Origin of the sequence: Metapseudomonas otitidis (assembly GCF_011397855.1) — a bacterium.
GTDB classification, from domain to species: Bacteria; Pseudomonadota; Gammaproteobacteria; order Pseudomonadales; family Pseudomonadaceae; genus Metapseudomonas; species Metapseudomonas otitidis.
Genome location: NZ_AP022642.1, coordinates 5,550,604 through 5,576,186, shown reverse-complemented (window position 1 = coordinate 5,576,186; position 25,583 = coordinate 5,550,604). Strand labels below are relative to the sequence as shown.

General features: G+C 63.6%; 20 protein-coding genes. 16 read left to right on the top strand and 4 right to left on the bottom strand.

Annotated elements, in window-relative coordinates; all coding sequences use genetic code 11:
* The first annotated feature begins 56 nt into the window (after positions 1-56).
* Positions 57-587: a hypothetical protein gene (locus PotMrB4_RS25860; protein WP_107328978.1), complete on the top strand. Its 531-nt coding sequence runs from the start codon at positions 57-59 to the stop codon at positions 585-587.
* A 183-nt stretch (positions 588-770) separates the two neighbouring features.
* Here PotMrB4_RS25860 and aceF read toward each other — a convergent pair whose 3' ends face one another.
* Positions 771-2,750 (bottom strand): dihydrolipoyllysine-residue acetyltransferase, encoded by a 1,980-nt coding sequence (gene aceF, locus PotMrB4_RS25855; RefSeq protein ID WP_172434830.1) that lies wholly within the window; start codon positions 2,748-2,750, stop codon positions 771-773.
* 11 nt (positions 2,751-2,761) lie between these two features.
* Positions 2,762-5,407: a pyruvate dehydrogenase (acetyl-transferring), homodimeric type gene (aceE, locus tag PotMrB4_RS25850; RefSeq protein ID WP_044400963.1), complete on the bottom strand. Its 2,646-nt coding sequence runs from the start codon at positions 5,405-5,407 to the stop codon at positions 2,762-2,764.
* 239 nt (positions 5,408-5,646) lie between these two features.
* Between aceE and glnE the strand changes: the two genes are divergently transcribed.
* The 15 genes from glnE (at position 5,647) to PotMrB4_RS25775 (ending at position 23,656) form a co-directional block, all read left to right on the top strand.
* Positions 5,647-8,595, top strand: coding sequence for a bifunctional [glutamate--ammonia ligase]-adenylyl-L-tyrosine phosphorylase/[glutamate--ammonia-ligase] adenylyltransferase (gene glnE / locus PotMrB4_RS25845; protein WP_172434829.1), 2,949 nt, complete (start codon positions 5,647-5,649; stop codon positions 8,593-8,595).
* A 53-nt stretch (positions 8,596-8,648) separates the two neighbouring features.
* Entirely contained in the window at positions 8,649-9,572 is a 924-nt protein-coding gene (locus tag PotMrB4_RS25840; protein WP_044400969.1) for a branched-chain amino acid transaminase, read from the top strand.
* A gap of 93 nt (positions 9,573-9,665) precedes the next feature.
* A complete protein-coding gene (gene waaF / locus PotMrB4_RS25835) occupies positions 9,666-10,703 on the top strand; it encodes a lipopolysaccharide heptosyltransferase II (RefSeq protein ID WP_172434828.1) in 1,038 nt (345 codons plus the stop codon).
* Positions 10,700-11,761, top strand: coding sequence for a lipopolysaccharide heptosyltransferase I (waaC, locus tag PotMrB4_RS25830; protein ID WP_044400975.1), 1,062 nt, complete (start codon positions 10,700-10,702; stop codon positions 11,759-11,761). Before waaF ends, waaC begins: the two co-directional genes overlap by 4 nt.
* Entirely contained in the window at positions 11,761-12,882 is a 1,122-nt protein-coding gene (locus PotMrB4_RS25825) for a glycosyltransferase family 4 protein (RefSeq protein ID WP_172434827.1), read from the top strand. Before waaC ends, PotMrB4_RS25825 begins: the two co-directional genes overlap by 1 nt.
* On the top strand, positions 12,879-13,685 hold the full coding sequence (rfaP, locus tag PotMrB4_RS25820) for a lipopolysaccharide core heptose(I) kinase RfaP (RefSeq protein WP_142013806.1): 807 nt from the start codon (positions 12,879-12,881) through the stop codon (positions 13,683-13,685). Before PotMrB4_RS25825 ends, rfaP begins: the two co-directional genes overlap by 4 nt.
* Positions 13,685-14,419, top strand: coding sequence for a lipopolysaccharide kinase InaA family protein (locus PotMrB4_RS25815; RefSeq protein WP_172434826.1), 735 nt, complete (start codon positions 13,685-13,687; stop codon positions 14,417-14,419). Before rfaP ends, PotMrB4_RS25815 begins: the two co-directional genes overlap by 1 nt.
* Entirely contained in the window at positions 14,416-15,162 is a 747-nt protein-coding gene (locus tag PotMrB4_RS25810; protein WP_172434825.1) for a lipopolysaccharide kinase InaA family protein, read from the top strand. The genes PotMrB4_RS25815 and PotMrB4_RS25810 overlap by 4 nt, the downstream gene beginning before the upstream one ends.
* Entirely contained in the window at positions 15,159-16,613 is a 1,455-nt protein-coding gene (locus PotMrB4_RS25805) for a lipopolysaccharide kinase InaA family protein (RefSeq protein WP_172434824.1), read from the top strand. Before PotMrB4_RS25810 ends, PotMrB4_RS25805 begins: the two co-directional genes overlap by 4 nt.
* Positions 16,614-16,699: 86 nt before the next feature.
* Positions 16,700-18,454, top strand: coding sequence for a carbamoyltransferase family protein (locus tag PotMrB4_RS25800; protein ID WP_172434823.1), 1,755 nt, complete (start codon positions 16,700-16,702; stop codon positions 18,452-18,454).
* Entirely contained in the window at positions 18,441-19,547 is a 1,107-nt protein-coding gene (locus PotMrB4_RS25795; RefSeq protein WP_172434822.1) for a glycosyltransferase, read from the top strand. The genes PotMrB4_RS25800 and PotMrB4_RS25795 overlap by 14 nt, the downstream gene beginning before the upstream one ends.
* Positions 19,544-20,593, top strand: coding sequence for a hypothetical protein (locus PotMrB4_RS25790; RefSeq protein ID WP_172434821.1), 1,050 nt, complete (start codon positions 19,544-19,546; stop codon positions 20,591-20,593). The genes PotMrB4_RS25795 and PotMrB4_RS25790 overlap by 4 nt, the downstream gene beginning before the upstream one ends.
* A 215-nt stretch (positions 20,594-20,808) precedes the next feature.
* Positions 20,809-21,627, top strand: coding sequence for a DUF6625 family protein (locus tag PotMrB4_RS25785; RefSeq protein WP_232060878.1), 819 nt, complete (start codon positions 20,809-20,811; stop codon positions 21,625-21,627).
* Complete coding sequence (locus tag PotMrB4_RS25780; protein WP_172435156.1) at positions 21,624-22,775, top strand: glycosyltransferase; 1,152 nt, start codon at positions 21,624-21,626, stop codon at positions 22,773-22,775. The genes PotMrB4_RS25785 and PotMrB4_RS25780 overlap by 4 nt, the downstream gene beginning before the upstream one ends.
* A complete protein-coding gene (locus PotMrB4_RS25775; RefSeq protein WP_172434819.1) occupies positions 22,772-23,656 on the top strand; it encodes a glycosyltransferase in 885 nt (294 codons plus the stop codon). The genes PotMrB4_RS25780 and PotMrB4_RS25775 overlap by 4 nt, the downstream gene beginning before the upstream one ends.
* A 9-nt stretch (positions 23,657-23,665) precedes the next feature.
* Here the strand turns inward: PotMrB4_RS25775 and PotMrB4_RS25770 are convergent, their stop codons facing one another.
* Both PotMrB4_RS25770 and PotMrB4_RS25765 read right to left on the bottom strand, forming a co-directional pair.
* Positions 23,666-24,316: a lipopolysaccharide kinase InaA family protein gene (locus PotMrB4_RS25770; RefSeq protein WP_172434818.1), complete on the bottom strand. Its 651-nt coding sequence runs from the start codon at positions 24,314-24,316 to the stop codon at positions 23,666-23,668.
* Entirely contained in the window at positions 24,316-25,497 is a 1,182-nt protein-coding gene (locus tag PotMrB4_RS25765; RefSeq protein ID WP_172434817.1) for an O-antigen ligase family protein, read from the bottom strand. The genes PotMrB4_RS25770 and PotMrB4_RS25765 overlap by 1 nt, the downstream gene beginning before the upstream one ends.
* Positions 25,498-25,583: the final 86 nt, after the last annotated feature.

The window sequence follows — 25,583 nt, the reverse complement described above, 5'->3', positions numbered from 1 at the left end:
GGCCGAGTTCGGGCCTCGGCCCACTTCTAAAATTTGGCGTCGGGCAAGGGTGCATCATGCTGATGGGGCTGACAAGACAACTGGGTGGGGCTTTGTTGCTGTGCGGGCTGCTTTTTTCCGTTGGGGCGCGCGCGGCGGAGACGCAACCGGCCCTGAGCAGCGAGGAACAGGCGCGTTACCTGTCCGAGCTGAAGCGCCTGTACATGACCTCCGATGAGCGCAAGGCGCTGTTCGCACACGCCAATTCGCTGCTCAGCACCTATGCCTTGAGCGCCGGCTACCAGGTTGGCCAGGCGGATCGCCGGGACCTGCGCTATCAGCTCAGCCTGGCGCGCCCGGGGGAGCTGATGCTGCGCGAGGAAACCCGCGCCGCCAATGGCACCGGGGTGGCGGTGCACAACCGTTTGCTGCCGGTGTTCGGCGTCGATCCGAGCATCAGCTACGAGTGCCCGCGTGGCGGCATCAGCTGCACCTTCAATGCGCCGGGCAGCAACGCGCCGCTGCTGACCATCGTGCGGGACGTGAAGGGCGCCGGCGAGCTGGCCAAGGCGCTGAGCTTCCTGATCCGCAACGTCCAGAAGGGTTGAGTTCCGGGGCCTTCCTCGGCCCTTGGCACCCCCGTTCTTTTCTTCTTCCTTGCCTTGCATCCTGCCGCGCATTTGCGCGGCGGGTCGTTGTTGTCTGCCCCTCTGTTTCGCACTCAAAAAAAACCCCGCCAATCGGCGGGGTTGAGGTACGAGCCTGACGTGCTCGCAATGAAGCAAAGGGTGTTACAGCAGCATGGTGCGGATGTCTGCCAGCACGTCGCCGAGGCGCTTGGTGAAGCGCGCGGCGGCGGCGCCGTTGATCACGCGGTGGTCGTAGGACAGCGACAGCGGCAGCATCAGGCGAGGCTGGAAGGCCTTGCCGTCCCACACCGGCTGCATGGTGGCCTTGGAGACGCCGAGGATCGCCACTTCGGGCGCGTTGACGATCGGCGTGAAGCCGGTGCCGCCAATGTGGCCGAGGCTGGAGATGGTGAAGCAGGCGCCTTGCATGTCGTCGGCGGAGAGCTTCTTGGTGCGTGCTTTCTCGGCCAGGGCGGCGGCTTCGGCAGCGAGCTGCAGGAGGCTCTTCTGGTCGACATTGCGGATCACCGGGACCAGCAGGCCGTCCGGGGTGTCCACGGCAAAGCCGATGTGCACGTACTTCTTGCGGATCAGCGCCTTGCCGCTCGGGGCGAGGGAGCTGTTGAAGTCCGGCAGTTCCTTGAGCAGGTAGGCGCAGGCCTTGAGCAGCAGCGGCAGGACGGTGAGCTTGACGCCCGCCTTCTCGGCCACGGCTTTCTGGGCGACGCGGAAAGCTTCCAGCTCGGTGATGTCGGCGGAGTCGAACTGGGTGACGTGGGGCACGTTGAGCCAGCTGCGGTGCAGGTTGGCGGCACCGACCTGCATCAGGCGGGTCATGGCCACTTCTTCGATTTCACCGAACTTGCTGAAGTCCACGGTGGGGATCGGCGGGATGCCGGCACCGCCGGTGGGCGCGGCAGCAGCTGCCGGGGCGTCCTTGGCCTTCTGCATGACCGACTTCACGTAGGCCTGCACGTCTTCCTTCAGTACGCGACCGTGGGGGCCGGTGGCCGGAACGGCCGCCAGGTCGACGCCGAACTCGCGGGCCAGCTGGCGAACCGCCGGGCCGGCGTGGACCTTGGCACCGCTGGAGCGGGCCGGTACGCCGGTGGTGTTGGCGGCAGCGGCGGACAGCGAGGCAATCGCCGAGACCTCGGCGGCGGCCACCGGGTGGGCGCCTTCCGGTACGCGGTGCAGCGGTTGCTGCTGGGCGGCCGGCTCGGCAGCCGCGGCGGCGCCTGCGGTCTTGAGCTTGAGGATCAGGTCGCCGGTGCCGACTTCGTCGTCCAGCTTGACGATGACGCTTTCCACCACGCCGGTGGCGGGGGAGGGGATCTCCATGGAGGCCTTGTCGGATTCCAGGGTGATCAGCGACTGGTCGGCTTCGACGGTGTCGCCGGCCTTGACCATGACTTCGATGACCTTGACCTTGCCGCTGGTGCCGATGTCCGGCACGTGAACGTCCTGCACGCTGGCGGCCGAGGCAGCCGGTGCTGCTGCGGGGGCGGCAGCCGGTGCCGGCGCGGCGGCAGGTGCAGCGGCCTGGGCCGGTGCCGGGGCAGCAGCGCCACCCGAGACCTTCAGCTTGATGATCAGGTCGCCGGTGCCGACTTCGTCGTCCAGCTTGACGATGACGCTTTCCACCACGCCGGCGGCGGGGGAGGGGATCTCCATGGAGGCCTTGTCGGACTCCAGGGTGATCAGCGACTGGTCGGCTTCTACGGTGTCACCGGCCTTGACCATGACTTCGATGACCTTGACCTTGCCGCTGGTGCCGATGTCCGGCACGTGAACGTCCTGCACGCTGGCGCCCGAAGCAGCCGGGGCTGCTGTCGGGGCCGGTGCGGCAGCGGGCTTTTCCTCGGCCTTGGCGGCCGGGGCAGCAGCCGGAGCCGGGGCTGCGGCGGCACCTTCGACTTCCAGTTCCAGCAGTTCGTCGCCTTCCTTGAGGCGGTCGCCGAGCTTGACCTTGAGGCTCTTGATCACCCCGGCCTTGGGCGCGGGGATCTCCATGGAGGCCTTGTCGGACTCCAGGGTCAGCAGGCTCTGGTCGGCTTCGATGCGGTCGCCGACCTTGACGAACAGTTCGATCACTTCACCTTCGCCGCTGCCGATGTCGGGTACGCGAATCAACTCACTCATCGCTACGCTCCTTAGCAGTCCAGCGGGTTACGTTTTTCGGGGTCGATGCCGAACTTGGCGATGGCCTCGGCCACTACGCGCGGTTCGATCTCGCCACGGTCTGCCAGGGCCTCCAGGGCAGCCAGCACAACCCAGTAGCGGTCCACTTCGAAGAAGTGGCGCAGCTTCTTGCGGCTGTCGCTGCGGCCGAAGCCGTCGGTGCCGAGCACCTTGTACTCCTTGCTCGGGACCCACTGGCGGATCTGGTCGGCGAACAGCTTCATGTAGTCGGTGGAGGCGACGACCGGGCCTTTGCGGCCGGTCAGGCACTGCTCGACGTAGGTCTGCTGCGGCTTCTGCTCCGGGTGCAGGCGGTTGCGACGCTCCACGGCCAGGCCGTCGCGACGCAGTTCGTTGAAGCTGGTGACGCTCCAGACGTCGGCGGCGACGTTGTACTCGTCACGCAGGATCTTCGCGGCTTCGCGAACTTCGCGCAGGATGGTGCCGGAGCCCAGCAGCTGCACGTGGTGCGCGGCTTCCTTCTTGTCCTCTTCGAGGAGGTACATGCCCTTGATGATGCCTTCCTCGGTGCCTTCGGGCAGCGCGGGCTGCTGGTAGGCCTCGTTCATCACGGTGATGTAGTAGAAGACGTTCTGCTGCTCTTCGGTCATCTGGCGGATGCCTTCACGCACGATCACCGCCAGCTCGTAGCCGTAGGTGGGGTCGTAGGTGCGGCAGTTGGGGATGGTGGCCGCCATGATGTGGCTGTGACCGTCCTCGTGCTGCAGGCCTTCGCCGTTGAGGGTGGTCCGGCCGGAGGTGCCGCCGATCAGGAAGCCACGGGCACGGCTGTCGCCGGCCGCCCAGGCCAGGTCGCCGATGCGCTGGAAGCCGAACATCGAATAGAAGATGTAGAACGGCAGCATCGGCTGGTTGTGGTTGCTGTAGGAGGTACCGGCCGCGATGAACGAGGACATGGCGCCCGCCTCGTTGATGCCCTCTTCGAGGATCTGGCCCTTCTTGTCCTCCTTGTAGAACATCACCTGGTCCTTATCGACGGGCTCGTAGAGCTGGCCGACGGAGGAGTAGATGCCCAGCTGGCGGAACATGCCTTCCATACCGAAGGTACGGGCTTCGTCCGGGATGATGGGGACGATGCGCTGGCCGAGTTCCTTGTCCTTGACCAGCTGCGCGAGGATGCGCACGAAGGCCATGGTGGTGGAGATTTCACGGTCGCCGGTGCCGTCGAGGATGGCCTTGAGGGTATCCAGCGGCGGAGTCGGGATGCTGAAGCTGTTGGCACGGCGCTGGGGCACGTAGCCACCCAGGGCGGCACGGCGCTCATGCAGGTACTTGTGCTCGGCGCTGCCCGGCTCGGGGCGTACGAAGGGCAGTTTTTCCAGGTCTTCGTCGCGGACCGGGATGTCGAAGCGGTCGCGGAACTGGCGCAGGCTGTCCACGTCCACCTTCTTGGTGTTGTGGGCGGTGTTCTGCGCTTCGCCGGCACCGGTGCCATAGCCCTTGATGGTCTTGGCGAGGATGACGGTGGGCTGGCCGGTGTGGTTCACAGCCTGGTGGTAGGCCGCGTAGACCTTGTACGGGTCGTGGCCGCCACGGTTCAGCTTCCAGATCTCGTCGTCGGAAAGGTCCTGGACCATTTCCTTGAGTTCGGGGCTGTTGAAGAAATTCTCGCGGACGTACGCACCGTCCTTCGCCTTGTAGTTCTGGTATTCGCCGTCGACCACTTCGTCCATGCGGCGCTGCAGGGAGCCGTCCTTGTCCTTGGCGAACAGCGGGTCCCAGAAGCGACCCCAGACAACCTTGTTGACGTTCCACTGGGCGCCACGGAACACGCCTTCGAGTTCCTGGATGATCTTGCCGTTGCCGCGAACCGGGCCGTCGAGGCGCTGCAGGTTGCAGTTGATGACGAAGATCAGGTTGTCCAGCTTCTCGCGGCCGGCCAGGGAGATGGCGCCGAGGGATTCGGGCTCGTCGCACTCGCCGTCGCCCATGAAGCACCAGACCTTCTGCTTGCCAGCGGGGATGAAGCCGCGGGCTTCCAGGTACTTCATGAAGCGGGCCTGGTAGATCGCCTGGATGGGGCCGAGGCCCATGGACACGGTGGGGAACTGCCAGAAGTCCGGCATCAGCCACGGGTGCGGGTAGGAGGAGAGGCCCTTGCCGTCGACTTCGCGACGGAAGTTCTGCATCTGTTCTTCGCTCAGGCGGCCTTCCATGAAGGCGCGGGCGTAGATGCCGGGGCTGGCGTGGCCCTGGTAGAAGATCAGGTCGCCGCCATGCTCCTCGGTGGGAGCCTGGAAGAAGTAGTTGAAGCCGATGTCGTAGAGGGTCGCCGAGGAGGCGAAGCTGGAGATGTGGCCGCCCAGGTCCGGGTCTTCGAGGTTGGTACGCATCACCATCGCCAGTGCGTTCCAGCGCACCAGGGAGCGAATGCGGCGCTCCATGAACAGGTCACCCGGCATGCGTGCTTCGTGGGAGACCGGGATGGTGTTGCGGTACGGCGTAGTCGTGGAGTAGGGCAGCTTGGTGCCGCTGCGGGCGGCCAGCTCACCCATGCGGGTCAGCAGGTAGTGCGCGCGGTCTTCACCTTCTTTGTCGAGTACGGACTCCAGGGCGTCCAGCCATTCCTGGGTTTCGACGGTATCGAGGTCTTGCATGGCTTGCTCCAGGGCGGAAAGGCTTCCAGAATCGGATGCCTATGTTCACTGCCGGCCTTTTGGGCAGGCAGAAGCTAATTCTTGGATTAACCGGGGGGTCGAACCGGCCTTGTGTAGTTTTACTACAAATCGACGGCGGATTCAGCTCTCTGGGCACAATCTTTCGTAGTAAAACTACAGATCCACGATGCGAGGCCTCTGGAACCGAGGCCCGGCGCGCGCCGATCACAGGATAGACCATGAGCCTGCCCCCGCTTGTCGCCCTGCCCCACCTGCTGCAACCCCTTGCCGAGCGCGCCCGCACCAGCTTTCTTGCCGGGCTCGAGCACCTCCCCGAGTCGCTGCGCGCGACCTTCGAGCAGTGGCCCGAGGCACGCTGGGAGGCGTTTCGCCGGGTCTGTGCAGCCAGTGACTTCGTGGCTGAACAGGTGCGTCGCGATCCGGCCCTGCTGGTGCAGTTGGTGGAGTCGGGCGGGCTTGAATGTACACTCGAATTCGGAGAATTGTGTACAAAAATTGATGAACTCCTTGTCGATTGCGCAGACGATGAGGCGCTAGGTCGCTGCCTGCGGCGTTTTCGCAACCAGCAGCAGGTGCGAATCATCTGGCGCGACCTGACTCGCCAGGCCGATCTCGCCGAAACCTGCCGCGACCTCTCCGACCTCGCCGACGCCTGTATCGATCGTGCCTACCACTGGCTCTACTCGCGCCACTGCGCCCAGTTCGGTACGCCCATGGGCCGAAGGTCAGGGCAGCCGCAACACATGGTCATCCTGGGCATGGGCAAGCTGGGGGCGCATGAGCTGAACCTGTCCTCCGACATCGACCTGATCTTCGGCTACCCGGAGGGCGGCGAGACGGAAGGCGCGCGCCGTGCGCTGGACAACCAGGAGTTCTTCATCCGCCTCGGGCAGCGCCTGATCAAGGCGTTGGACGCCATCACCGTCGATGGGTTCGTGTTCCGTGTCGACATGCGCCTGCGCCCCTACGGTTCCTCCGGTGCGCTGGTGCTCAGCTTCAATGCGCTGGAGCAGTACTACCAGGACCAGGGGCGGGACTGGGAGCGCTACGCGATGATCAAGGCCCGTGTGGTGGGGGGCGACCCTGTTGCCGGGGCGCAACTGCTGGAGATGCTGCGGCCGTTCGTCTACCGCCGCTACCTGGACTTCTCCGCCATCGAGGCGCTGCGCTCGATGAAGCAGCTGATCCAGCAGGAAGTCCGCCGCAAGGGCATGACCGAGAACGTCAAGCTCGGCTCGGGTGGCATCCGCGAGGTGGAGTTCATCGCCCAAGCCTTCCAGCTCATCCATGGCGGGCGCGACCTCAGCCTGCAGCAGCGTCCGCTGCTGAAGGTCCTGGCCACACTCGCGGGCCAGGGCTACCTGCCGGGCAAGGTGGTCGACGAGTTGCGCGAAGGCTATGCCTTTCTGCGCTACACCGAGCACGCCCTGCAGGCCATCGCTGACCGCCAGACCCAGATGCTGCCGGACGACGAGCTGGACCGCGCACGCGTTGCCTTCATCATGGGCTTCGACGACTGGGCGGCGTTCCATGAGCGCCTGATGTACTGGCGTGGTCGGGTGGAGTGGCATTTCCAGCAGGTGATTGCCGATCCCGATGAGGACGAGGCTGGCGGTGTCGGTGAGGCCTGCATCGGTGCCGAATGGCTGCCGCTCTGGGAAGAGGCGCTGGACCCTGAGAGCGCCGAGCGCCAACTGGAGGAGGCGGGTTTCCGGGATGCCCCAGCTGCCTTCAAGCGCCTCACCGACCTGCGCAACGGCCCCCAGCTGCGTGCCATGCAGCGCCTGGGACGCGAACGGATGGACGCCTTCATCCCCCGGCTGCTGGCAATGACCGTCGAGCATGCCACCCCCGACCTGGTGCTGGAGCGGGTATTGCCGCTGGTGGAAAAGGTCGCGCGCCGCTCTGCCTACCTGGTCCTGTTGACCGAGAACCCGGGCGCCCTGGAACGCCTGATCACCCTCTGCGCCGCCAGCCCCTGGGTCGCCGAGCAGATCGCCCGCTACCCGCTGCTGCTGGACGAACTGCTGAACGAAGGGCGTCTCTATCACCCGCCGCTGGCACCCGAACTGGCGGCTGAGCTGCGTGAGCGCCTGACGCGGATTCCGGAAGACGACCTGGAGCAGCAGATGGAAGCGCTGCGGCACTTCAAGCTGGCCCACAGCCTGCGGGTCGCGGCCTCGGAAATCGCTGGCACGTTGCCCTTGATGAAGGTGAGCGACTACCTGACCTGGCTGGCCGAGGCGATCCTCGACCAGGTGCTGGCCCTGGCCTGGCGCCACACCGTGGCGCGCCACGGCACGCCGCGTCGGGCCGATGGCTCGGCCTGCGATCCGGACTTCATCATCGTTGGCTACGGCAAGGTCGGCGGGCTCGAGTTCGGTCACGGCTCCGACCTGGACCTGGTGTTCATCCATGACGGCGATCCACAGGCCGAAACCGACGGCGCCAAGCCCATCGATGGCGCGCAGTTCTTCACCCGCCTGGGGCAGCGCATCATCCACCTGCTGACCACCCAGACCACCTCTGGCGACCTCTACGAAGTGGACATGCGCCTGCGGCCTTCCGGTGCTGCAGGGCTGCTGGTGAGTTCCCTGGGCGCCTTCCAGCGCTACCAGGAGAGCGAAGCCTGGACCTGGGAGCACCAGGCCCTGGTGCGGGCGCGGGTGCTGGTGGGCTGCCCGCGCGTGGCGTCGGCCTTCGAAGCGGTCCGCCTGGCGGTGCTCGGGCGCGAGCGCGACATCGACACCCTGCGCCGCGAAGTGAGCGAGATGCGCGCCAAGATGCGCGACAGCCTGGGCAGCCGCTCGACCGCTGCCGGCACCGGCGAGAATGCCTTCGAAGCCGCATCGCCGTTCGATCTGAAGCAGGACGCCGGCGGTATCGTCGATATCGAATTTATGGTGCAATATGCGGCCCTCGCCTGGTCGCGACGGCATCCAGAGCTGGTTCGCTACACCGACAACATCCGCATTCTGGATGGTCTCGGCGCGGTGGGACTGCTGACCGCCGAGACCGTCAGCCTGCTGCAGGAGGCCTACAAGGCCTATCGTTCCGCAGCGCATCGCCTGGCCCTGCAGAAGCAGCCCGGCGTGGTGAGTGGGGACCAGTTCCAGGCGGAACGCCACGGCGTGATGCGGATCTGGCGCGAGTTGGGCTTGAGCTAACTGCCTGCCAACTCGCCGTGCTGAATCAATCGAACTCTTGAGGAGCTGGCAATATGTCGATGGCCGACCGTGATGGCGTGATCTGGTATGACGGCGAACTGGTGCCGTGGCGCGATGCGACCACCCACGTCCTGACCCACACCCTGCACTACGGCATGGGCGTGTTCGAAGGCGTACGCGCCTACAACACCCCGGACGGCACCGCCATCTTCCGCCTGCAGGCCCACACCGACCGCCTGTTCGACTCCGCCCACATCTTCAACATGCAGATCCCCTTCACCAAGGAGGAGATCAATGAAGCCCAGCGCGCCGCCGTCCGTGAGAACGGCCTGGAAAGCGCCTACCTGCGCCCCATGGTGTTCTTCGGCAGCGAAGGCATGGGCCTGCGCGCCTCCGGCCTGAAGGTGCACGTCATCGTCGCCGCCTGGCACTGGGGCGCCTACATGGGCGAAGCCGCGCTGGAAGCGGGTATCAAGGTGCGCACCAGCTCCTACACCCGTCACCACGTCAACATCGCCATGACCCGCGCCAAGGCCAACGGCAACTACATCAACTCCATGCTGGCCCTTCAGGAAGCCATCTCCGGTGGCGCCGACGAGGCCATGCTGCTGGACCCGGAAGGCTACGTGGCCGAGGGCTCGGGCGAGAACATCTTCCTGGTCAAGGATGGCGTGGTGTACACCCCGGAAGTGACCTCCTGCCTCAACGGCATTACCCGCAACACCGTCCTGACCCTGGCCGGCGAGCTGGGCATCAAGGTGGTCGAGAAGCGCATCACCCGCGACGAGGTGTACATCGCCGACGAGGCCTTCTTCACCGGTACCGCCGCCGAAGTGACCCCGATCCGTGAAGTGGATGGCCGCCAGATCGGTGCCGGCCGCCGCGGCCCGGTGACCGAGAAACTGCAGAAGGCCTACTTCGACCTGGTGACCGGCAAGACTGCCGCCCACGGTGAATGGCGCACCCTGGTCAAGTAATCCGACTGAGCTGCATACCGCAAGCCGCAGGCTGCAAGTGGGCGACCGCTTGGAGCTTGCGGCTTGTCGCTTGAGGCGTGAAGCTGCCCGCTTATGAAAATTCTGATCGTAGGCCCCTCGTGGGTCGGTGACATGGTGATGGCCCAGACGCTCTTCCAGTGTCTGAAGGCGCGCCCTGTTGACTGCGAGATCGACGTTCTGGCCCCCGAGTGGAGCCGCCCCATCCTTGAGCGCATGCCGGAAGTCCGCCAGGCGCTGAGCTTCCCGCTCGGGCATGGCGTGCTCGAACTCGCCACCCGCCGGCGCATCGGCAAGTCCCTGGCCGGCCAGTACGACCAGGCCATCCTGCTGCCCAACTCGCTGAAGTCGGCCTTGGTGCCGTTCTTCGCCGGGATTCCCAAGCGCACGGGCTGGAAGGGCGAGATGCGCTACGGCCTGCTCAATGACATCCGCACGCTGGACAAGGCCCGTTACCCGCTGATGATCGAGCGCTTCATGGCGCTGGCATTCGAGCCCGGCGCCGAGCTGCCCCAGCCGTATCCACGCCCGTCCCTGCGCATCGAGGCACATAGCCGCGACGCCGCCCTCGGCCGCTTCGGGCTGGGACTGGATCGCCCGGTCCTGGCCCTGTGCCCCGGTGCCGAGTTCGGCGAGGCCAAGCGCTGGCCGGCCGAGCACTATGCCAAGGTGGCGGAAGTGAAGATCCGCGCCGGTTGGCAGGTGTGGCTGTTCGGCTCGAAGAATGACCACCCCGGCGGCGAAGACATTCGCATGCGCCTCATTCCCGGCCTGCGGGAAGAGGTGGTCAACCTGGCCGGGCAGACCAGCCTGGCCGAAGCCATCGACCTGCTTTCCTGTGCCGAGGCGGTGGTCTCCAACGACTCCGGCCTGATGCACGTCGCCGCCGCCCTGAACCGCCCGCTGGTGGCCGTGTACGGCTCCACCTCGCCGCAGTTCACGCCGCCTTTGGCCGAGCACGTCGAAATCGTCCGCCTGGGTCTGGAGTGCAGTCCCTGCTTCGAGCGCACTTGCCGCTTCGGGCACTACAACTGCCTGCGCCAGCTCAAGCCGCGCCCGGTCATCGAGGCCCTCGAGCGCCTGGTGGCGGACCCGATCGAGGTCGCCGGATGAGGGTTCTGCTGGTCAAGACCTCTTCCCTTGGCGATGTGATCCACACGCTGCCGGCCATCACCGATGCGGCACGTGCCATCCCCGGCATCCAGTTCGACTGGGTGGTGGAGGAAGGATTCGCCGAGATTCCCGCCTGGCACCCGGCGGTGGCCCAGGTCATTCCGGTGGCAATCCGCCGCTGGCGCAAGAACCTGTTCCAGACCCTGCGCAGTGGTGAGTGGGGGCGTTTCAAGCGGCGCCTGCGGGAGACCCGCTACGACCTGGTGATCGACGCCCAGGGGCTGTTCAAGAGCGCCTGGCTGACCCGCTACGCCAAGGCTCCGGTGGCCGGGCTCGATCGCGAGTCCGCCCGTGAGCCCATCGCCGCGCGTTTCTACGACCAGCCCCATGCCGTCGCCTGGGGGCAACACGCCGTCGAGCGGGTGCGCCAGCTGTTCGCCAAGGCACTGGATTACCCGTTGCCACAGAGCACCGGTGACTACGGCCTGAATCGCGCGCAACTGGCCGACGCGCCGGGCGCCGCGCCTTACCTGCTGTTCCTCCACGGCACCACCTGGGACACCAAGCACTGGCCCGAAGCCTACTGGCGCGAGCTGGCCGAGCGGGTTTGCGAGCATGGCTGGAACCTGCGCTTGCCGTGGGGCAATGCCGCAGAGAAGGCCAGGGCCGAACGCCTCGCCGAAGGCCTGGATGGCGCCGCCGTACTGCCGCGCCTGTCCCTGGCCGGCATGGCCAAGGTGCTCGCCGGCGCGCGCGCCTGTGTGGCGGTGGACACCGGGCTGGGGCATCTGGCCGCCGCCCTGGATGTGCCGACCCTGTCGCTCTATGGCCCGACCAACCCGGGCTTCACCGGTGCCTACGGGCGTTCGCAGGTCCACCTGGGCAGCGACTTCCCCTGTGCGCCCTGCCTGAAAAAGCAGTGCGCCTACCAGCCGAGCGAAGAGGAGCGCCGTCGCTTCGACCTCAAGCGCGAGCAGCCCTTGTGCTTCACCCGGCTGAACCCGCAGCGGGTGGCCACCCAGCTGGAGGCCCTGCTGCTGACCGAGGACTCCCACTGATGCAACTGGCCTTCGTGCTCTACAAGTACTTCCCCTTCGGCGGCCTGCAGCGCGACTTCATGCGCATCGCCCAGGAATGCCAGCGTCGTGGCCACGCCATCCGCGTCTACACCATGATCTGGGAAGGCGACGTGCCGGACGGCTTCGACGTGCGGGTCGCGCCGGTGAAGGCGCTGTTCAACCACAAGCGCAACGAGAAATTCACCGCCTGGGTCGAGGCCGACCTGGCGCGCCAGCCGGTGGAGCGGGTGATCGGCTTCAACAAGATGCCCGGACTGGACGTCTACTACGCCGCCGACCCCTGCTTCGAGGACAAGGCGCAGACCCTGCGCAACGGCTTATACCGTCGCTGGGGGCGCTACAAACACTTCTCCGACTACGAGCGCGCGGTGTTCGCCCCCGAGTCGAAGACCGACGTGCTGATGATTTCCGAAGTGCAGCAGCCGCTGTTCGTGAAGCACTACGCCACCCCGGCGTCGCGCTTCCACCTGCTGCCACCGGGCATCGCCAGTGACCGTCGTGCTCCGGCCAATGCGGCGGACATCCGTGCCGAGTTCCGCCGGGAGTTCAAGCTGTCCGACGACGACCGGCTGCTGGTGCAGATCGGCTCCGGGTTCAAGACCAAGGGGCTGGACCGCTCCCTCAAGGCGCTGGCGTCCCTGCCGCGGGAGTTGCGCAAGCGCACCCGGCTGATCGTCATCGGCCAGGACGACCCCAAGCCGTTCCTGCTGCAGGTGAAGGCCCTGGGCATTTCCGACCAGGTGGACATCCTCAAGGGCCGCAGTGACATCCCGCGTTTCCTGTTGGGGGCCGACCTGCTGATCCACCCCGCGTACAACGAGAACACCGGCACGGTGCTGCTGGAGGCGCTGGTGGCCGGCCTGCCGGTGCTGGTCACCGACGTCTGCGGTTATGCCCACTACATCGACGAGGCCGATGCCGGCCGCGTGGTGCCCAGCCCCTTCGAGCAGGACACCCTCAATCGCATGCTTGCCGAGATGCTCATCGACGACGCTGCACGCCAGCGGTGGTCGGCCAATGGCCTGGCCTTCGCCGATCATGCCGACCTGTACAGCATGCCCCAGCGGGCGGCCGACCTGATTCTCCAGGAGCGTCCATGAAGCTGGAACTGAGGGCGCCTTTCGAACAGCTGTGGCGCGGGCGTGACGCCTTCGAAGCGGTAGAGGCCCTGCAGGGCCAGGTCTATCGCGAGCTGGACGGCCGCCGCACGCTGCGTACCGAAGTCGACGGGCGGGGCTACTTCGTCAAGATCCATCGTGGCATCGGCTGGGGCGAGATCCTCAAGAACCTGGTCACCGCCAAGCTGCCGGTGCTCGGCGCCGGCCAGGAGTGGCGGGCGATCCATCGCCTGCAGGAGGTGGGCGTGCCGACCATGACCGCCGTCGCCTTTGGCGAGCGGGGCGACAACCCGGCCCAGCAGCACTCCTTCATCATCACCGAGGAACTGGCGCCAACCGTCAGCCTGGAGGACTTCTCCCTCGACTGGCCGCGCAACCCGCCGCCCCTGGCGCTCAAGCGCGCGCTGATCGACGAGGTGGCGCGAATGGTGCGTGAGATGCACCGCGCGGGCGTCAACCACCGCGACTGCTACATCTGCCACTTCCTGCTGCACACCGACCGGCCGGTGACCCCGAGCGACTTCCGCCTGTCGGTCATCGACCTGCACCGCGCCCAGGTCCGCCCGAGCCTGCCGCGCCGCTGGCGCGACAAGGACCTGGCTGCGCTCTATTTCTCGGCCCTGGATATCGGGCTGACCCGACATGACTGGCTTCGCTTCCTGCGGGTCTATTTCGACCGGCCATTGAGCGAGGTCTTGCGCCAGGAGCGGCCCCTGCTGGCCCACCTGGCTCGCAAGGCGGCGAAGCTCTATGCGCGCAAGCAGCGCTATGGAGATGCACTCTGATGGCGGCTTGGACACTGGCCCCCGATTACGCCGCGCTGGCGGAGGACTTTGGCAGCCTGGATCGCGTCTTTGCCCTGGAGGCGGAGCGCATCACCAGCGATCCGCTGTCCGAAGTCGTACGCCTGGAGCGTAACGGCATCCGTTATTACGTGAAGCGTTACTGGGGGGCGGGCAAGGGCCTGCGTCGCTACCTCGGGCGGCCCCGGGTCAAGGCGGAGTGGCAGAACCTGCGCTGGTTCGCCAAGTGGGGCATACCCACCGCGCCCATCGTCGCCTACGGCATGGAGCGCCGGGGTGGTGCTTTTCTGCGGGGTGCGCTGATCACTCGGGAGCTGCTGGACACCGAGGATTTGGCGCACTTGGCGCTCACCGATGATCCGCGTCTGCTCGACCGGCGCTGGGTGGATGGCATCAGCCGGCAACTGGCCAAGGCGACCCGGACCCTCCACGATCACGCGTTTGCGCACAACGACCTGAAATGGCGAAACCTGCTGGTGGACCCGGCCGGGAAGCTGTTCTTCATCGATTGCCCCACGGGAGCCTTCTGGTGGGGGCGCTTCCTGGAGCGACGGATCGTCAAGGACCTCGCCTGCCTCGACAAGGTGGCCAAGTACAAGCTGTCCCGCGTTCAGCGTATGCGCTTCTACCTGCAATACCGTGGGCTCGCGCGCCTGGATCGCAGCGGCAAGGCTCAGGTCCGCCGCGTACTGGGTTACTTCGAGGGGCGCGAATGAACGACTTCGTGGCCCCTGACGACCTGGCCTGCCTGCAGGCCCACGGCCTGGCCGACTTCGATGCCTTGTGGGCGCTCAAGCTCGAAGCCGTGGACCTTCCCAACACCGAGCGCGGTGGCTGGAGCAGCGTGTTCCGCCTGGAGCTGGGTGAGCGGGCGTACTACCTCAAGCGCCAATCCAACCACCTGACCCGCAGCCTGACGCACCCCTTCGGCGAGCCGACGTTTGCCCGGGAGTTCCGCAATATCCGCCGTTATACCGAGCTGGGGATTCCCGCTTTGCAAGCGGTGTTCTTTGGCGAGCGCCGTCGTCCGGGCGAGCGCCACGCCATCCTGGTGACTCGCGCCCTGGATGGTTGGCAGGAACTCAACCACTGGCTCGACCAATGGCCTGCGGTCGAAGCCGGCCAGCGCGAGGCCCTGCTGGACGCCTGCGGCCGTTTGGCGCGGCAGCTTCACGGAGCCGGGCAGATGCACGGCTGCTTCTACCCCAAGCACATCTTCCTGCGCCCTGCCGCCGTTGGTTGCGAAGCGTGCCTGATCGACCTGGAGAAGACGCGTCCGCTGCTGTTCGGTCGTCGCGACCGGATCAAGGACTTGGAGCCTCTGTTGCGCCGTGCGCGTATCTGGAGCGCCGATGATATCCGGCGCTTCCTGGTTGCCTACCTGGGAAGCAGCGCCGATGTCGAGCATTGGGAACAGCTCCTGATGCGACGCCAGCGGGACAAGGAGAGCCGCGCATGAGGCTCGTTGAACTTGCTGGCATGGGGCGTTCCCCTGCCTTGCCCCTGCAGCTTGAGCTGAACGGAGAGCTGCTGCAGTTGGAGACTCTGCTGCGTGTGTTGCCGGGCCAGCGCTATGTAGGCGCCGCGATGTGGAAAGGGCGCCGGGTGCTGGCCAAGTTGCTGGTGGGGGGCAAGGCAGCCCGTCACTTCGAGCGTGAGCGCCAGGGCGCCGAGCTGATGGCGCGCCAGGGCCTGCCGACTCCGGCCCTGCTGGAAAGCGGGCTGGTGCCCGGGCAGGGTGGCTGGCTGTTTTTCGAGTTCCTCGAGGGCGCCAGCAGCCTGTGGGACGAGTGGCGCCGGGTCGAAGGCGAGCCGTTGCTCTCCGACGGCCAGCAGCGCGTCGTGGGTGAAGCCCTGGAGCTGGTCGCCCACCTGCATGCTCGCGGCCTGGTGCAAGAGGACCTGCATCTGGACAACATCCTCCGGCATGACGGGCAGCTCAAGCTGATCGATGGCGGCGGTGTGCGTGCCGTCTGCGAGGGCGAACCCCTGCCCCGCGAGCAGGTGCTCGCCAATCTCGGGGTGTTCTTCGCCCAGTTGCCCGCCACCCTTGCGCCTTACCTGGAAGAGCTGCTGGTGCATTACCTGCTGGCCAACGGCGAGCACGCCTTGCCGCTGGAAATGCTGGAGAAGGAAATCGCCCGGGTCCGCCGCTGGCGTCTGCGTGACTTCCTCGAAAAGGTTGGCCGCGAATGCAGCCTGTTCAGCGTCCGGCGCTCGCTGTTCGGCCTGCGTGCCGTTCGTCGGGATGCCGAGGCGCGCGTGGCGCCGCTGCTGGCTGCGCCGGATGCCGCCATCGCCGCCGGTCATCGCTTCAAGGACGGCGGTGCCGCAACGGTGGCACGGGTGGAGCAAGGCGGCGAGACGCTGCTGGTCAAGCGCTACAACATCAAGAACCTGCTGCACTGGCTAAAACGCTTCTGGCGGCCGTCCCGTGCCTGGCACAGCTGGCGCGAGGGTCATCGCCTGGCCTTCCTCGGCATCGCCACGCCGCGTCCGCTGGCGGTGGTGGAGCACCGTTGGCTGGGCCTGCGCGGGCGCGCGTACCTGATTACCGAATATCTGCCGGGTCAAGATATAATCGCCCGTTTTCGAGACGCCCAGGCGGTCGGTGCGAACCAGGGCCTGCCGCCGGAAGCCGAGCTGGAAGCCCTGGATCGCCTGTTTGCCGCGCTGATCCGCGAGCGCATCAGCCACGGCGACCTGAAGGGGCACAACCTGTTCTGGCAGGACGGGCACTGGTCATTGATCGACCTGGATGCGGTCCGGCAACACGGCAGCGAGCGCAGCTTCGCCAGGGCCTATGCCCGGGATCGCGAGCGCTTCCTGCGCAACTGGCCGGCGGATTCGGCGCTGTACCGCCACCTGGATGAACGTTTACCCAAGGCCAGCTTGAAGCCCGAGGCTTGAAGCTGGGAATGAGCCCCGAGGGGCTGTGTACTGGACAACTTGCCGGGCGTCACGACGCCCGGCCGCTTTGATAGAGGCTTAACACTGTGGCACTGACGATCCTCGGCCTTTCCGGCGCCCTCAGCCATGATCCTTCCGCCGCGCTCTACATCGACGGCAAGCTGATCGCGGCCGCCGAAGAAGAACGCTTCGTGCGCGACAAGCACGCGAAGAATCGCATGCCCTACGAGTCGGCCAAGTTCTGCCTGGAGCAGGCGGGTATCAAGCCGTCCGATGTGGATGTGGTGGCCATCCCCTTCGCCCCCATCAGCCTCTTCGGCAAGGCCCGTTGGCAATACGCCAAGCGCTACTGGTATGCACCGGATCGCGCCCTGGACGCGATCCTCATGGGCAACCGCCGCTACAAGCGCTACCGCAACAAGATCGTCTGGTGCCTGGAGCAACTGGGCTTCGACGCCAAGAAGGTGAAGATCGAGCCGGTGGAGCACCACCTGGCCCACGCCTCCAGTGCTTACCACTGCTCCGGCTTCAAGGAGAAGACCGCGATCCTCGGGATCGACGGCAAGGGCGAGTACGCCACCACCTTCTTCGGCTGGGGCGAGAACGGCAAGATCCACAAGATCAAGGAATTCTTCGACCCGGACTCCCTCGGCGGCCTCTATGGCGCGATCACCGAGTACCTCGGCTTCGAGATGCTCGACGGTGAGTTCAAGGTCATGGGCATGGCGCCCTATGGTGACGCCGCCAAGTACGATTTCTCCCGCCTGGCCAAGTTCGAGAATGGCGAGCTGGTGATCAACACCGACTACGCCAACGTCATCGGCTTCCGCCGCTACAAGGAGAACGGCAAGGGCTACTACTTCTCGCCCAAGCTGATCGAATGGCTCGGACCGAAGCGCCAGGGCGACATCGCCGACGATCCCTATATCCACTACGCCGCCAGCATGCAGGCGCTGTTCGAGAAGCTGGCGCTGGAGATGATGGACTACTACCTGGGCGACATCATCCGTGACACCGGCAAGATCGCTTTCGCTGGTGGCTGTGCGCTCAACGTCAAGCTGAACCAGAAGATCATCGCCCGCCCGGATGTGAAGGAGCTGTTCGTGCAGCCGGCCTCCGGCGACGCAGGCACCGCCGTGGGCGCCGCGGCCTATGTCTCCCACAAGCGCGGTGTGCCGGTGGAGAAGATGGAGCACGTCTACCTCGGCCCGTCCTACTCCAACGAGGAGGTCATCGCCGCCTGCGCCAAGCACCCGAACAAGCCGGTGTTCAAGCGTATCGAGAACACCCCGGAGCGCATCGCCCGCATCATGGTCGACGGCAACCCGGTGGCCTGGTTCCAGGGGCGCATGGAGTTCGGCCCGCGTGCCCTGGGCGGTCGTTCCATCATCGGTTGCCCGAGCGTTCCGGGCGTTGCCGATCGCATCAACGAACAGATCAAGTTCCGCGAGCGCTGGAGGCCCTTCTGCCCGTCGATGCTCGATACCGTTGCCCCGAAGATGCTCAAGGTGGACCACCCGAGCCCCTTCATGACCTTCACCTTCGAGGTCAACGAGGAGTGGAAGGAGCGTGTCTCCGAGGTGGTGCACGAGGACGGCACCTCTCGGGCCCAGGTGCTGGAGCGTCGGCACAACCCGCGCTGGTACGACCTGATGCTCGAGCTGGAGAAGCTGACCGGTAACGGCGTGTCGCTGAACACTTCCTTGAACCGTCGCGGCGAGCCGATGATCTGCTCGCCGACCGATGCCCTGAACATGTTCTACGGGTCTGACCTGCAGTACCTGATCATGGAAGACATCCTCGTGGTCAAGGAAGGCGCCGAGTGGTATGAGCAGCTCTGAACCGCGCGTCCTGCAGTTCTGCCACGGCTATGACGGGCCCTTTCTGGATTGCGCCCGTCAGTACGCCGTGCTGTTCGAGGGTACCCCTTACAAGGTGACCACCGTCTACCTCACCGGCGAGCCGAGTGAGGCGGTGGTGCAGGGATCGGCTTCCGATGAAGTGATCTTCCTCGGTCAAAGCAGCCGTGACGTGAGGGGGCTCAAGCTCGGAGCGCTCCGTGCGATCCGCAAGATCGTGGCAGGTCGCGATTTCCGCTTCTGCATTGCCCACCGTTTCAAGCCGATCTACATCGCCTTGCTGGGCACATCGCTGCCTGTGATCGGCGTGCACCATGCCTTCGGTGACTACCAGCGGCTGTCGCGCCGGGTGTTCGCCAACTTCTTCCGTAAGCGCCTGGCGTTGCTGGGGGTGTCCAACGCGGTGCGTGACGACATGCGCCGTTGCCTGCCCGACTGGCCTGCTGAACGGATCGAGACCCTCTACAACCGGATCGATATCGCGGCAGTCCAGGCTGGCCTCAAGTCTCGCGAAGAAGCGCGCGAGGCGCTGGGCCTGCCCCAGGATGCCTGGGTGGTCGGTAATGTCGGCCGCCTGCACCCGGACAAGGACCAGGCCACGCTGATCCGTGGATTCGCCGAAGCGTTGCCGCAACTGCCAACTGGCAGCCTGCTGGCCATCATGGGCAGTGGCCGGCTTGAGGCTTCCCTGAAAGCACTGGCCGAGCAATTGGGCGTTACTGCCCGGGTACGCTTCCTTGGGCAGGTCCCGGAAGGTCGGCGTTATTTCCGTGCGTTCGACCTGTTCGTGCTCTCGTCCGATCACGAGCCCTTCGGCATGGTGCTGCTGGAGGCGATGGCGGCGGAAGTCCCCGTAGTTTCCAGTGACAACGGAGGGGCTTGCGAGATTGTTCAAGGCGCTGGGCGATTATTCAACTATCCGAACTCATCTATGTTGTCTGCCGTTCTCATTGAATCCGCTCAGAGTCCTTGCAGTGCTATACCTGCTTGCCTTGAGCATGTGTTTTCTGACTCTGCAGCGAAAAGATGCTTCTGGGAGTTACCAATGGTCTCGCGCTGGAGTGAGGCAGAATGAGCGCCTGTCAGCGTCGTCTCGTGTATCTCCTGTACGGCGGGCAGGCGGATTATCGGTGGGAGGCGAAGTACAGTCTGCTTTCACTGCTGCGGCAGACTCCGCGAGAAGAGCTTCCTCAGATCCTCGTGTACACCGATAGGCCTGAGGATTTCCATGGCTGGCCCGTCGATCTGGAAGTGCTTGATGACAACCGGCTCAAGCAGTGGCGTGGTAGCCAGGGTTATATGCACCGGTTGAAAGCAGCAGTGATGCACGATGCTTTCAACCTCCCAGGCGCCAGTATCTTCATCGATACCGATACTTTTTTTGTGGGCTCTGCGAGCAGATTGTTCGAGCGCCTGGAAAAGGCCGATTGGTTGGTGGATGAAGTCGAGGCGCGTTGGGATGACTGGCGGGGCGAGCGTCTCCATGACGCCGCAGCCGAAGTGCTGGAGCGTGAATACCAGATCAAGGGCGATATGCCGCTGATCAACTCTGGCGTATTGGCTCTCAGAAACGAGCCGGATGCTTGTATGGATCTGGCGATCCGTCTGATTGACGAGATCTACCCGCTGGCACCTGATGTCCATGTTGTCGAGCAGTTCGCTGTCGGGTGTGCCGCATACTTAAGAAGGCTGGGTGCGCCCGCGAATGCCCAGGGAATTGTCAACCACTACTATGGCGACAAGCTTTTCTGGCGCCTGATGATCGCTGAGTTCTTCTCGATTCACGGGGAAGAGTTTTCCGAGCGTCTAGTTGCTGTTTCCGCCGAATTGCCTTCGCAACGGCCCAAGCCTTCATTGCTGAAACGGCTCATGTTCCGCCTGCTTGCAATTGGGCTGGATAAACAAGCTCGCAAGGGCGCGCGTGCGGCTTTTTTTGCGTTGCAAGTGCCCGGTGATCGATATTCCCGGTCGTGTGCGCCTGCCTATGCTCTTGATTGCCTGAACGCTCTCAAATCTGAGGAGGGTGAGCAGGATTTGCCGCCAAGTTGGCGGAAACTCCTTACGGCTTCCCAGGCGCAACGATTGGGCGATCTGCTCGAACAGGCGAGAAAGTTGTGTTGAGATAACACGCCCGGGTTTGCCTTGTTCCTCTATCTAAGTGGAATTGTGCCTGGCGTTTCGCACATGAATGCAGGGTGTGTCTGGTTCTCGCGCGTTGGTGTGTTGAATGGGGCGCCCATAGAGGATTGGTTCTCTTTTAGTTGAGGTTTGGAAGCGTGGCCGTGTCCCCGAGCATTTGCTTTGTCATCCCCTATTTCGGGCGCTGGCCATTCTGGATGCCGTTGTTTCTGGAAAGCTGCCGGCTCAATTCCGACATTGATTGGCTGCTCTTCAGTGATTGTGGTGAGCCCGAGCATCTGCCGCCGAATGTCCGTATCGAGCCTATTGACTACGCAAGCTACTGCGCATGGGTGTCTCAGCGCCTCGGCATTCCATTCGCGCCGGCAAATCCGTACAAGCTCTGTGATCTCAAGCCGGCCCTCGGCTACATCCATGAGGACAGGCTGCGGGGCTACGATTTTTGGGCCTTCGGTGATCTTGATGTTCTTTACGGGCGCTTGCGCGAATACTTCACCCCCGAGCGACTGGCGCGCTATGACCTTTATTCCACTCACGCTCGTCGCGTTTCGGGCCATTTATGCCTGCTGCGCAACACCGCAGCGATGCGTGAAGTTTTCATGCAAATGCCGGAATGGCAGAAGCGATTGAGTGACCAGTTGCATCATGCGCTCGACGAGGGGGCATTCAGTCGTCTGTTTCTGTGGCGCAAGAACTTCCCCGAACCGCTTTTCAACTTGGTCGGTCGATTCAATCCATTGCGTCGGCGCAGTGAATTCACCGAGGCGTTCAGTACACCTAATGGGTGTATTCCATGGATTGATGGCAGTTTCCGTTTTCCTCAGCGCTGGTTCTGGCAAAGCGGTAGCTTGACCAACGACATGGATGGTGACCGCCAATACCCCTATTTCCATTTCGCTATTTGGAAGCGGGATGCATGGAATACTCAGTCGGAACCCGCCTTGCAGGTGATGCAAGCGCTTGCCGAAACGCACGCCTGGATGATCGACGAAAAAGGATTCGCAGAGTGGAAATGAACAAAGGACGCCGTATCAAGGTCCTGCAGTTGCACCCTGGCTACAACATCAAGGCGCATGACTTTGCAGATCTGGGGGAACAGATTTTCCGGGCCTTGCCGTCGGAGCGATTCGAAACTGTCAACGCCTTTCTGCGGGGGCGCCCGGCTGCTGGACAGCCTGCGAGTCGAGCCGAACGCTCGGTTTACTTCGGCTTTTCCGACAGCCAGCTCAAAGGCATGCGAATTCGCGCCATGTGGCGTCTTTACCAGTACTGCCGAAGCGAGCGCTTCGATGTGGTGATCTGTAATCGTTTCAAACCAGTGAACATGATGCTGATGCTCAACCGCTGGTTGAAGATTCCGCTTTGCATCGGTATCGCACATGGTTTTGGAGAGTATGACCGCGCTTACAGGCGGCGCCAGACCGCTCGGCTGGTCAGCGCATCCTGGCGCTTCGTCGGGGTTTCTCCAGCTGTGCGGCAGTATCTATTGGAGTGTCGCTGTGGTTTTACTGAGCGCAACACGGTTGCGATCACCAATGCCATCGATATTGTCCAGGCGGAAGCGCTGCAACTGCCTCGTGAGGTTGCGCGTGAGAAGCTGGGGCTTCCCATGCATGCACGTTTGGTGGGGGCGCTGGGGCGTCTGGTTCCGGTAAAGGGGCACATATATCTGGTGCAGGCGTTCTCGCAAGTTGCGGGACAATTTCCTGATGCCCACCTGGCAATCATCGGCGCCGGGCGAGAGCATGATCGTCTGCAACAGGAGATCGAACGTCTGGGGGTGGCGGGACGAGTTCACTTGCTCGGATTCCGCGATAACGCCTTGCGCTATGTCCGTGCGTTCGACATCTGGGCAATGCCTTCATTGGCTGAAGGGTTGGGCCTGGCGCTGCTCGAGGGCATGAGTGGGCGTCTGCCGGTTATCGCGAGCGATGTACCCGCCATGCTGCCATTGATCCAGGGGGCCGGCGGCTTGGCTGTGCCGCCGGCCAATGTGCCTGCCTTGAAAGAGGCATTGTCCCAATACCTCGCGCTAAGCGATGTCCAACTCGCAGAGAAAGGCGAAAACGCTTATCGCTATCTGCAGGAGCAGCACGACATAGATGTTTTTCGCCAGCAGTATCTGGAACTGATTGAAACGGCTTTGGAAGAGGTAGCGAAATGACCCAGCAACAGCCTTTGGTGACCGTCATCGTCGCGTCCTATAACCATGCGCCTTACATCGAACAGTGCATCTTGAGTGTCGTCCAGCAGACCTATCCGAACATTGAGCTGCTGGTTATCGACGATGGCTCCACTGACGACAGTGTTGTGCGTATCCAGCGCTTGCAACAGCAATACGGATTTGATTTCCGTGTGCAGCAGAACAAGGGGTTGACCCATACTCTTAACGAAGGTGTGGCACGAGCCCAGGGAAGCCTGATTGCCCCGTTCGGCTCGGACGACATCATGGTTCCCGAGCGTATCGCCAAGCAAGTCGCTTACATGCAGGACAAACCGGAGGTCGGGATATGTGCCGGGAACATCGAGCTGATCGATTCGGCTGGCCAACTGTTTCCAGAGTCACGTCAACGTCGTGACACTGCGTTCCGCCGGCTGGATTTCGATGATGTATTCATGGAACGCAAACCTTACCCTCCGGCGCCTACGCTGCTTTTCCGCAAGGAAGCGCTGGAGCTCGTCGGGGGGTTCGATCCGCAGATACGCTTGGAAGACCTGCTGATTGAACTCAAGATCACCCATGCGGGGTATTTTATCGATTGCCTTGGCGAGGTATTGGCGCAGTACCGGAAACACGGCAGCAACTCATCCAAGAACACGCCGTTCATGGTGGACAGTATCTTGCGCACCTATGCCTTGTTCAGCGCCCATCCCCAATATGAGTTCGTCAGAACGCGCTTCCTCAGCTCGATGTTCCTGAAGTGCTCCAATCGTGATCGTCAGTATGCTCGCCAACTGCTCCGCCAGATTCCGTTCCGCTCCTGGAACAAGAAAACCTGGCGTGGATTGGGTCGACTGCTTTTCTCTCCCTTGGAGAAGCAGTAACCGGCAGCTTCATGCTGACTGATCGTTTGCCAGAACTGCCTTGGCGTAATGCCCTGCGTGCTGGGCATAGCCCTCAGCCAGTGCGTCGTTGAATTGCTCGAACAGCCAAGATCTGTCCTTGTCGTAGCGGCGCATATGTTTGAGGTTGCGTAGCCTTAGGCGCAGGCTCAGTGGCCGACGGCCAATTTTCATGTCGGCAAGATCGATCAAGCCGAGTTCGGAGCTTGGCAGCAGCAGTACGTTGCCCAGGTGAATGGAGCGGAAGTAAACGCCCTTCTCATGCAATAGGCCCAGCAGTTGGCCGAACTGCTTGACCAACGGCTGTTGCTGCGAAGGCCCGGATTGCTCCAAGGCGTGCCTCAGGGTTTCACCGGGGAGGGGGCGATAGCGCACGGCTGTGCGATTGATAGGATCTTCGAGGCGATAGACCTCAACGATCTCCGGTGTGGCGAGGCCGAGTCTTTGCAGGCGCTTGGCGTTGTCGGCGAAACGCTGAGCGTAGGGTTTCAGTGTTTCGCTGGATAGCATGCGGCGTTTGCGAAACAGCTTGAGAAAGCTGCCGTCGCTCAATCGGAGAACCTTCGGGCCGAGCCCGTCCTGCTCCAGAACGGTCGAGTCGTGACTTAGCGCCTGCAGCTGCTCGTTGGAAAGAAAGAGCATCAGGTTGATTTCTCATGTTGGCGTCCAATGCTCAGTGTGGCGACCCATGCCAAGGGGATCCACGTCAGCAGCCAGTGCTCTTTGGGGCGTGGCAGGATGCCCCCTCCTTCGGTCAGTCCTGCCCCCAGCCCGTAGAGCACCAACGCCCCGGCGATGATGAAGCAGACGTCACTCCGCCGCTTCCAGCAAATCCAGAGGGCGCTGGCATGCATGAATAGCCAGCACAGCCCTCCCACTAAGCCGGTATAGAAGAGCACGCCCAGGAAAAAACTGTGGGGTTCACTTAACGCATAACCAATTTCTGGGATGACGAAAGAAACAGGTGCGTCGAACCCGTGGCCTATCAGAGGGTGGAGCTGGATTTTCTCCAACGCCAATTGCCAGATATCGAAGCGATAGGAGGTGCCACGGTTCAGAAGGCTTTCCGGGTACAGCAGGAGAAGGCAGATCAAGACGGTAACACCCATCGTCGCAAGCAATACCGCACGCCTATTCCAGCAGCAGATCATCATCCAGGCTGACGCAATTGCAACTGCAATCAATGGTGTTCGGGAGCCTGTAGCGAGCAGGGCCATGAACAGCAGAGCCAGAGGTAAAAGTGCGACAAGACCATTTCTAGGCGCGGCGGTCATAGCATAGCCGAGCCAGAGGATGCAGAAAAAGCCGAACAGATGCGAGCTGAGCAGGGGGTTGTCCAGCGCGCCGCTTCCGATCAGGCGGGCCCCCTCTGTGTAATGACGGACGAAATCGACCAGTGAGTAGGCCGCAATCGGAATCATCAACAGTGCGGCCAGATGGACAGTCGTCTGAAGGCGCGAGCAGTTGTCACGCGCCATCAGTGCACAGGCGACAAACAGCATGAGGATGTACAGCGGCCTCTTTAACAGTGAACTTACGGATTCATCTGTAGTGGACCAGGCGATGCTGAGCAATGCCCAGGCGGAGAATGCTATGAAGGCAAGCGTGACGGGAGTCCGAAGCACACGCAGCGTCTGGGCAGGCTGCAACAGGAAGGCAATAAGCGCAGGGGCGGCCATGAGCGCATAGAAGAGCTTGTGGTACTGGTTGCGCTCACCCAACCAGGCAAGACCGGTCAGCAGGCAGAACAGACCGGCTGGTAGTACCCAGTCGCTGATGAAGTTGAACGCATTGCGCTGCCAGGCGCGTGAAGCGAGAGACATTGAGCCCGCATCCCTGATGTCGAATCGAGGCGCGATTCTACGGGATACAGCCGGATATTTCGCGTGTCTGGCGGGGCCGAGGGGCT

What these genes read in the sequence shown, in the direction of transcription:
- waaC (WP_044400975.1), top strand. Translation starts at nt 10,700, where the DNA reads ATGAGGGTTCTGCTGGTCAAGACCTCTTCCCTTGGCGATGTGATCCAC.
- PotMrB4_RS25785 (WP_232060878.1), top strand. Translation starts at nt 20,809, where the DNA reads ATGCCGTTGTTTCTGGAAAGCTGCCGGCTCAATTCCGACATTGATTGG.
- PotMrB4_RS25765 (WP_172434817.1), bottom strand. Translation starts at nt 25,497, where the DNA reads ATGTCTCTCGCTTCACGCGCCTGGCAGCGCAATGCGTTCAACTTCATC.
- PotMrB4_RS25805 (WP_172434824.1), top strand. Translation starts at nt 15,159, where the DNA reads ATGAGGCTCGTTGAACTTGCTGGCATGGGGCGTTCCCCTGCCTTGCCC.
- aceE (WP_044400963.1), bottom strand. Translation starts at nt 5,407, where the DNA reads ATGCAAGACCTCGATACCGTCGAAACCCAGGAATGGCTGGACGCCCTG.
- rfaP (WP_142013806.1), top strand. Translation starts at nt 12,879, where the DNA reads ATGAAGCTGGAACTGAGGGCGCCTTTCGAACAGCTGTGGCGCGGGCGT.
- PotMrB4_RS25770 (WP_172434818.1), bottom strand. Translation starts at nt 24,316, where the DNA reads ATGCTCTTTCTTTCCAACGAGCAGCTGCAGGCGCTAAGTCACGACTCG.
- PotMrB4_RS25775 (WP_172434819.1), top strand. Translation starts at nt 22,772, where the DNA reads ATGACCCAGCAACAGCCTTTGGTGACCGTCATCGTCGCGTCCTATAAC.
- PotMrB4_RS25825 (WP_172434827.1), top strand. Translation starts at nt 11,761, where the DNA reads ATGCAACTGGCCTTCGTGCTCTACAAGTACTTCCCCTTCGGCGGCCTG.
- aceF (WP_172434830.1), bottom strand. Translation starts at nt 2,750, where the DNA reads ATGAGTGAGTTGATTCGCGTACCCGACATCGGCAGCGGCGAAGGTGAA.
- PotMrB4_RS25780 (WP_172435156.1), top strand. Translation starts at nt 21,624, where the DNA reads ATGAACAAAGGACGCCGTATCAAGGTCCTGCAGTTGCACCCTGGCTAC.
- PotMrB4_RS25810 (WP_172434825.1), top strand. Translation starts at nt 14,416, where the DNA reads ATGAACGACTTCGTGGCCCCTGACGACCTGGCCTGCCTGCAGGCCCAC.
- PotMrB4_RS25840 (WP_044400969.1), top strand. Translation starts at nt 8,649, where the DNA reads ATGTCGATGGCCGACCGTGATGGCGTGATCTGGTATGACGGCGAACTG.
- PotMrB4_RS25790 (WP_172434821.1), top strand. Translation starts at nt 19,544, where the DNA reads ATGAGCGCCTGTCAGCGTCGTCTCGTGTATCTCCTGTACGGCGGGCAG.
- PotMrB4_RS25815 (WP_172434826.1), top strand. Translation starts at nt 13,685, where the DNA reads ATGGCGGCTTGGACACTGGCCCCCGATTACGCCGCGCTGGCGGAGGAC.
- waaF (WP_172434828.1), top strand. Translation starts at nt 9,666, where the DNA reads ATGAAAATTCTGATCGTAGGCCCCTCGTGGGTCGGTGACATGGTGATG.
- glnE (WP_172434829.1), top strand. Translation starts at nt 5,647, where the DNA reads ATGAGCCTGCCCCCGCTTGTCGCCCTGCCCCACCTGCTGCAACCCCTT.
- PotMrB4_RS25860 (WP_107328978.1), top strand. Translation starts at nt 57, where the DNA reads ATGCTGATGGGGCTGACAAGACAACTGGGTGGGGCTTTGTTGCTGTGC.
- PotMrB4_RS25795 (WP_172434822.1), top strand. Translation starts at nt 18,441, where the DNA reads ATGAGCAGCTCTGAACCGCGCGTCCTGCAGTTCTGCCACGGCTATGAC.